4 protein-coding genes and 1 pseudogene are annotated in these 5057 nt (G+C 63.0%); 4 read left to right on the forward strand and 1 reads right to left on the reverse strand.

What is annotated here, in order from left to right; all coding sequences use genetic code 11:
* The 4 genes and pseudogenes from ACXJL8_RS33625 to ACXJL8_RS33640 form a co-directional block, all read left to right on the forward strand.
* A pseudogene (locus ACXJL8_RS33625) lies at positions 1–280 on the forward strand (ABC transporter substrate-binding protein); the annotation flags it as partial.
* Positions 281–359: 79 nt separating this feature from the next.
* Positions 360–1214, forward strand: a complete 855-nt coding sequence (locus tag ACXJL8_RS33630; RefSeq protein ID WP_456621851.1) for an ABC transporter permease — start codon at positions 360–362, stop codon at positions 1212–1214.
* The gene (locus ACXJL8_RS33635; RefSeq protein ID WP_456621850.1) at positions 1211–2026 is read left to right on the forward strand and encodes an ABC transporter permease; all 816 of its coding nucleotides are present in this window, start codon (positions 1211–1213) and stop codon (positions 2024–2026) included. Before ACXJL8_RS33630 ends, ACXJL8_RS33635 begins: the two co-directional genes overlap by 4 nt.
* Complete coding sequence (locus ACXJL8_RS33640; RefSeq protein ID WP_456621849.1) at positions 2010–3230, forward strand: ABC transporter ATP-binding protein; 1221 nt, start codon at positions 2010–2012, stop codon at positions 3228–3230. Before ACXJL8_RS33635 ends, ACXJL8_RS33640 begins: the two co-directional genes overlap by 17 nt.
* On the opposite strand, the gene ACXJL8_RS33645 is transcribed toward ACXJL8_RS33640, so the two are convergent.
* A partial coding sequence (locus ACXJL8_RS33645) for a penicillin acylase family protein (protein WP_456686343.1) occupies positions 3223–5057 on the reverse strand: 1835 nt, incomplete at its 5' end. The genes ACXJL8_RS33640 and ACXJL8_RS33645 overlap by 8 nt on opposite strands.

Genomic DNA, 5057 nt, shown 5'->3' on the forward strand with positions numbered 1-5057 from the left:
CACCATGGGCATAACGAAGGGCACGGCCAAGGCTGATCTCGTCTACAAATTCCTGAATATCGCACTCGATCCGGCGGTACAGGCACAGATCGCCAATCTCAAGAAGGGAAGTCCAGTGGTCGACAACGCCAAGCTCTTGCCGGAGGTTGCGTCGCTCCCGGGCGTGTTCACGACGCCCGATCAATGGGCGCATCAGACCCTTATCATCGATCACAAGCTGCGTGCCGAAAAGACTGCCGAGTGGCGGAAGTGGTTCGCCGAAAACATCATGGCTCCCTGAGCGTAAGCAGCGGCCCGGCCGTGGCCGGGCCGCAATTTCCAGCGCGGAGTTCGCCGAGGAGTTCGCCAAGGAGTTCGTCATGACCAAGCGCCCGTTTCTGGGATGGTTCGTCTCGCCGGCCGGGCTTGTCGCGCTGGGGCTGACGGCTGCGATGACGGCCGTGTTTCAGTTCAGCATGAGGGCTTACATCCCGGGCTCGCTGGAAGTGGGCGGGTTCACGTTGCAGAATTTCGCGGCCATGCTCCGGCCGCTTTATGCGCTCGCGTTCTGGAATACGATCCTGCTCTGCTTCGAGACGGCGGCGTTCACATTGATCCTGGCCTATCCACTGGCTTATGCGCTGGTCCGCACGAGAAGTTCCGCGATGCGCTCTTTCATCCTGATCGCGGCGGTGACGCCGTTGTTCCTGGGGGAGGTGGTGCGGACCTATTCCTGGATGATCGTGCTCGGAAATAACGGCTTCCTGAACACGCTGCTGGTCAAGCTCGGCCTCGTCGAGCGTCCGGTGCAGATGATGTTCACTGCAGGTGGCGTGATCGCTGCACTGGTCCATGTGACGATGCCGATCATGGTCATCATGCTGGCCGCGGGTCTGTCGCATATCGACCGGAATTGCGAGAAGGCGGCGGAGAGCCTCGGCGCGGGACCGATCCGGGTCTTTCTGACGATCACTCTGCCACTGTCGATGCCAGGCATCATCGCCGGCTTCTCGACTGCATTTGCCTGGACGTTCAGCGCCTTCGCGACGCCGCAATTGATCGGCGGCGGGAGGGTCAGCACGGTATCGACGCTGATCTATCAGCTCGGCTTCTCGTCCTTCAACTTCCCCTTTGCCGCGAGCCTGTCGATCATCGGCCTCGCGCTGTCTCTGGCCGTCATCGCATTGTTGAAGCAGGCGACCAGGCCGCTGGAACGACTGGCGAGCGCGACATGAAACGGTCTCCCGCCGTCATGGTGCTGAGATGGTCGGGGCGTGTGCTTGTCGCTGCGATCCTTCTGTTCGTGCTGCTGCCCGGCATCGTCGTTGCCGTTACTGCGTTCAACGACCGTGCGATTCTTGCGTTTCCGCCGCAGGCATGGTCGCTGCGCTGGTTCTGGCGGGCATTCTCCTACAGTGATTTCGGCCGGGGCTTCTGGAACGGCCTCACGGTGACGTTATGGGCGTCGAGCATTGCGTTGGTCGTCGGCGCAGCCTTTGCCATCGCGATCCATCGCTATACTTTCGTGCTCAAGTCGGTGCTCGAGGGCATCTTGCTGTCGCCGCTGATCATCCCGCACTACACCATCGGCCTCGGCGTGCTGATCCTGGCATCGCAGACCGGCGCGGGGCGCGGCTTTCCGCTTGTCATCCTGACCCATGTGTTGCTGGTGCTGCCATTCGTGATGCGCAGCACCTTCATCTCGCTGGAAAATCTTGACAGCCGGCTCGAGCTCGCGGCTTCCAGCCTCGGCGCGACACCGGGCCGTATCCTGCTGACCGTGACGATCCCGCTGCTGCTGCCGGGGCTGTTGAGCGGTTGGCTGTTTGCCGCGATCCTCTCGTTCAATGAGTTTACGGCCACACTGTTCGTCAGCAGCCAGGCGACGCAGACGTTGCCGGTTGCGATGTACAATTATGTGCGCGAGTTCGCCGATCCGACGCTGGCTGCGCTGTCGGTGATCTATATCGCCGTCACCGCATTGCTGCTGAGCCTCGCCAATGCCTTCCTTGGTCTCGAGAAGATCCTCAATGTTGATGCACACTGATCGGATGGGCGTAACCGCGAGCAGCGAAACGGGCCGGCAAGGCCGGCCGGCGGTACAGCTCGACGGCGTGACCAAGCGCTTCGGCGACTCCATGGCCCTTCATGAAGCTTGGCTCAAGATCCAGCCGAGCGAGTTCATGACCCTGCTCGGACCGTCCGGCTGCGGAAAGACCACGCTGCTCAATCTCGTTGCCGGCTTTCTCGAAGCCGATAGCGGCGAGATCTTCATCGAGGGCACTCTGGTCACCGAAACGCCCGCCCATCAGCGCGAGATCGGCATCGTCTTCCAGAATTATGCGCTGTTTCCGCATATGAATGTCGCCAACAATATCGCCTACGGTCTGAAGACCCGCGGGATCGACAGGAAGGAGATTGCGCGCCGGGTCGACGATGCCTTGGCACTGGTGAAGCTGGACGGATTCGGCGACCGCAAGCCGCGGCAGCTGTCGGGCGGCCAGCAGCAGCGCGTCGCACTGGCGCGCGCGCTCGTGATCAAGCCGAAGGTGCTCTTGCTAGACGAGCCGTTCTCGGCGCTGGACAAGAATCTGCGCGCGTCGATGCAAGTCGAACTGAAGCAGATCCAGCGCGAGCTCGGCGTGACCACGATCTTTGTGACCCACGACCAGGGCGAGGCGCTATCGATGTCGGACCGCATTGCGGTGATGTCGGCGGGGCGGATACGTCAGATTGCCGCGCCTGGCGATGTCTACCGCCGTCCCGCGGATCGTTTCGTTGCATCCTTCGTCGGGAATGTGAATGTTCTGGCTGGATGTCTCGTCGAGCGGCGCGGAGAGGTCGCCACCGTATCCGTCGGTGACATGCGTATCGAGGTTCCGGCGGCGCCGCTCGCGCAGGCGGCGATTGGTGATGTTGTGGACGTCTTCATTCGGCCGGAGCATCTGGCCGTGACGTCAGGAAGCACGCCGGGGGTGCTGCGTGGAACGGTGACCACGCAGGTCTTTCAGGGCGATCACATCGATCTCTACATCGATGTCGCCGGCGTTGCGCGCGAGCCGGTCCTGTTGCGCGCCCCGGGGATCGCGGCGCTGTCGTCCTGTCCGGTCGGCGTCGAGATCGGATTGATGGTCCGATCTGACGACGTCGTGGCATTCTTGCCCGAACCGAACTCGAGAAGCGCGACATCATTGCCTTCCTCTAGGTCAAATTGGTCGACGGGCAGGGAGCGCCTCGAGGGACCTAGGTGAAAGGTTTTAGTACGAGCTGGTCGCTGGCCTTCGTGATTTTGCTCCAGTCGTACAGCATCGGCACCATCTGGACGGATGCCCATAGCGCATGCTGATCGGAATAATGCGGGCTCGCGGGGTGTCCCGACGCGCCGTGGAACACAACCCAGGCGCTGTTGTCCCAGTTGCCCATGTCGAAGACATAGCGCGCGACCGCACCATAGGCCGCGGTGAGGCCTGAGGAGGCCCAATAGCATCCATTGGCCATGACGGTATCGTTGTCGCCGCCAACCGGAAGCCCCGGCGGTTCGAGCTGCGTCGCCGCCTGGGGGAAGGCCGCCGATAACGGGTGCGACATGCGGACGTGATGCAGCTCCGACCAAGTCTTGTCCTTGTCGGTCTCCGCTGCCCGCTCGAGCGCCGCCGTCAGCGCGTGATCCCAATCCCAGCCGCCGAGGAACGCCGCATCGTCGTTGCGCAGCAATGATGGAAGTGCCCACCAGATCTGATTGAGTGGCGCTACGCCGGGGGCAACTCGGGCGACGGGATCTCGCGACACCGCGCTCAAACCCGACCGCTCGAGAACGATACGCGCAAGTTCGCGCCGCGTCCTCGCATAGGCTGCAGCCGCCTTTGAGTTGGCAGCCATGCACGCGTCCCAACCCACAATGAGGTCACGCAACGCGGCAGCGGGCCMTTCGATCGCCGGGAGCTGGTTCAGGCGGCCAATGAATTCGCGCGCTGTGAAGCTGTGCGTATCGGCATGGATGCTTCTCATGTCGCTGACAGTGGCTGCCGGAAGTGCGGCCAGCCGGTCGGCGATCCGTTTGGCCCGGTACGGAGGATGACAGTCGGTGCACAGATAATCCGGATGTTCGTCCGTGACGACACGGTTGTTCGCGGTCACCAAAAAGCCGTCCGGCGGGTCAAAGGCGCGCGGCATATCTTCCCAGGGAATGACGCCCTGCCATTCATACTCTCCCGTCCAGCCCGGCACCGGCAGCCAGCCATTCAGTCGCGGGCGCTGCGGCACGATGGCGCGCACGAGATTTCCGATCCGCCCGGTGGTATCGGCCGCGACCAGATTGTGATCGATCAGGCCCCAGCCTCGCGTCGCCTCATAGAGCGCGTCGACGCTTCCGGCGTGCAGCATCGGCAACAGGCAATCAAACGACCGATCAAGCTCGGCGAACTGCACCGACCGCAGCGTCAATGCCGCTCCCTGATGCGGATCGCCCGCGATCACCGGCCCGTGGTGGGTCGCGATCACCTCGACATCGACGGCAGATCCTCCGCGAACCGCGATGCGCTCGCGACGGATATCGCTGCTGCGCCATTCGTTCCGGAACAGGTAGCGGGACGCGTCGCCGGGCTTGAAGTTCTCGACATAGACATCGTGGATATCGACAAAGGCGTGGGTTACGCAAAAAGCGACATGGCCGTTGTGGGCAAAGTGTGGGAATGCCGGCACGCCCGGCACCGAAAGCCCGATAGCATCGAACGCGTCGCAGGCGAGGTGGAACTGCGAATACAGGCTCGGCATCTCGAAGACGCGGTGTGGATCGCCGGCCAGCAATGGCCGGCCGGTCGCGGTCCGCGACGGCGCAATCGCCCAATTGTTGCTGCCGCCATCGGTGGCCTCCGGGCCAGCGAGCGCTGCCAGTGCTTCGATCGCTGGCGCCAGATCCTGCAGCGCGGCAGTCCATCGCTTGCCTTCCGCGCCCGGCGGCGTGGCGAGAAAATCCTGGCCGCCATCGTCGTAACGCAGCTTGGCGACGTGATCCGGTCCGATTCTGCGCATGGCTGCCGCGCGCCACAACTTGAACCAGACCGAGCCCATCAGATAAC

It is taken from the genome of Bradyrhizobium sp. P5_C11_2, assembly GCF_054049755.1.

Coding starts and splice junctions, on each gene's coding strand:
- ACXJL8_RS33635 (WP_456621850.1), top strand. CDS start 1,211: ATGAAACGGTCTCCCGCCGTCATGGTGCTGAGATGGTCGGGGCGTGTG.
- ACXJL8_RS33630 (WP_456621851.1), top strand. CDS start 360: ATGACCAAGCGCCCGTTTCTGGGATGGTTCGTCTCGCCGGCCGGGCTT.
- ACXJL8_RS33640 (WP_456621849.1), top strand. CDS start 2,010: ATGTTGATGCACACTGATCGGATGGGCGTAACCGCGAGCAGCGAAACG.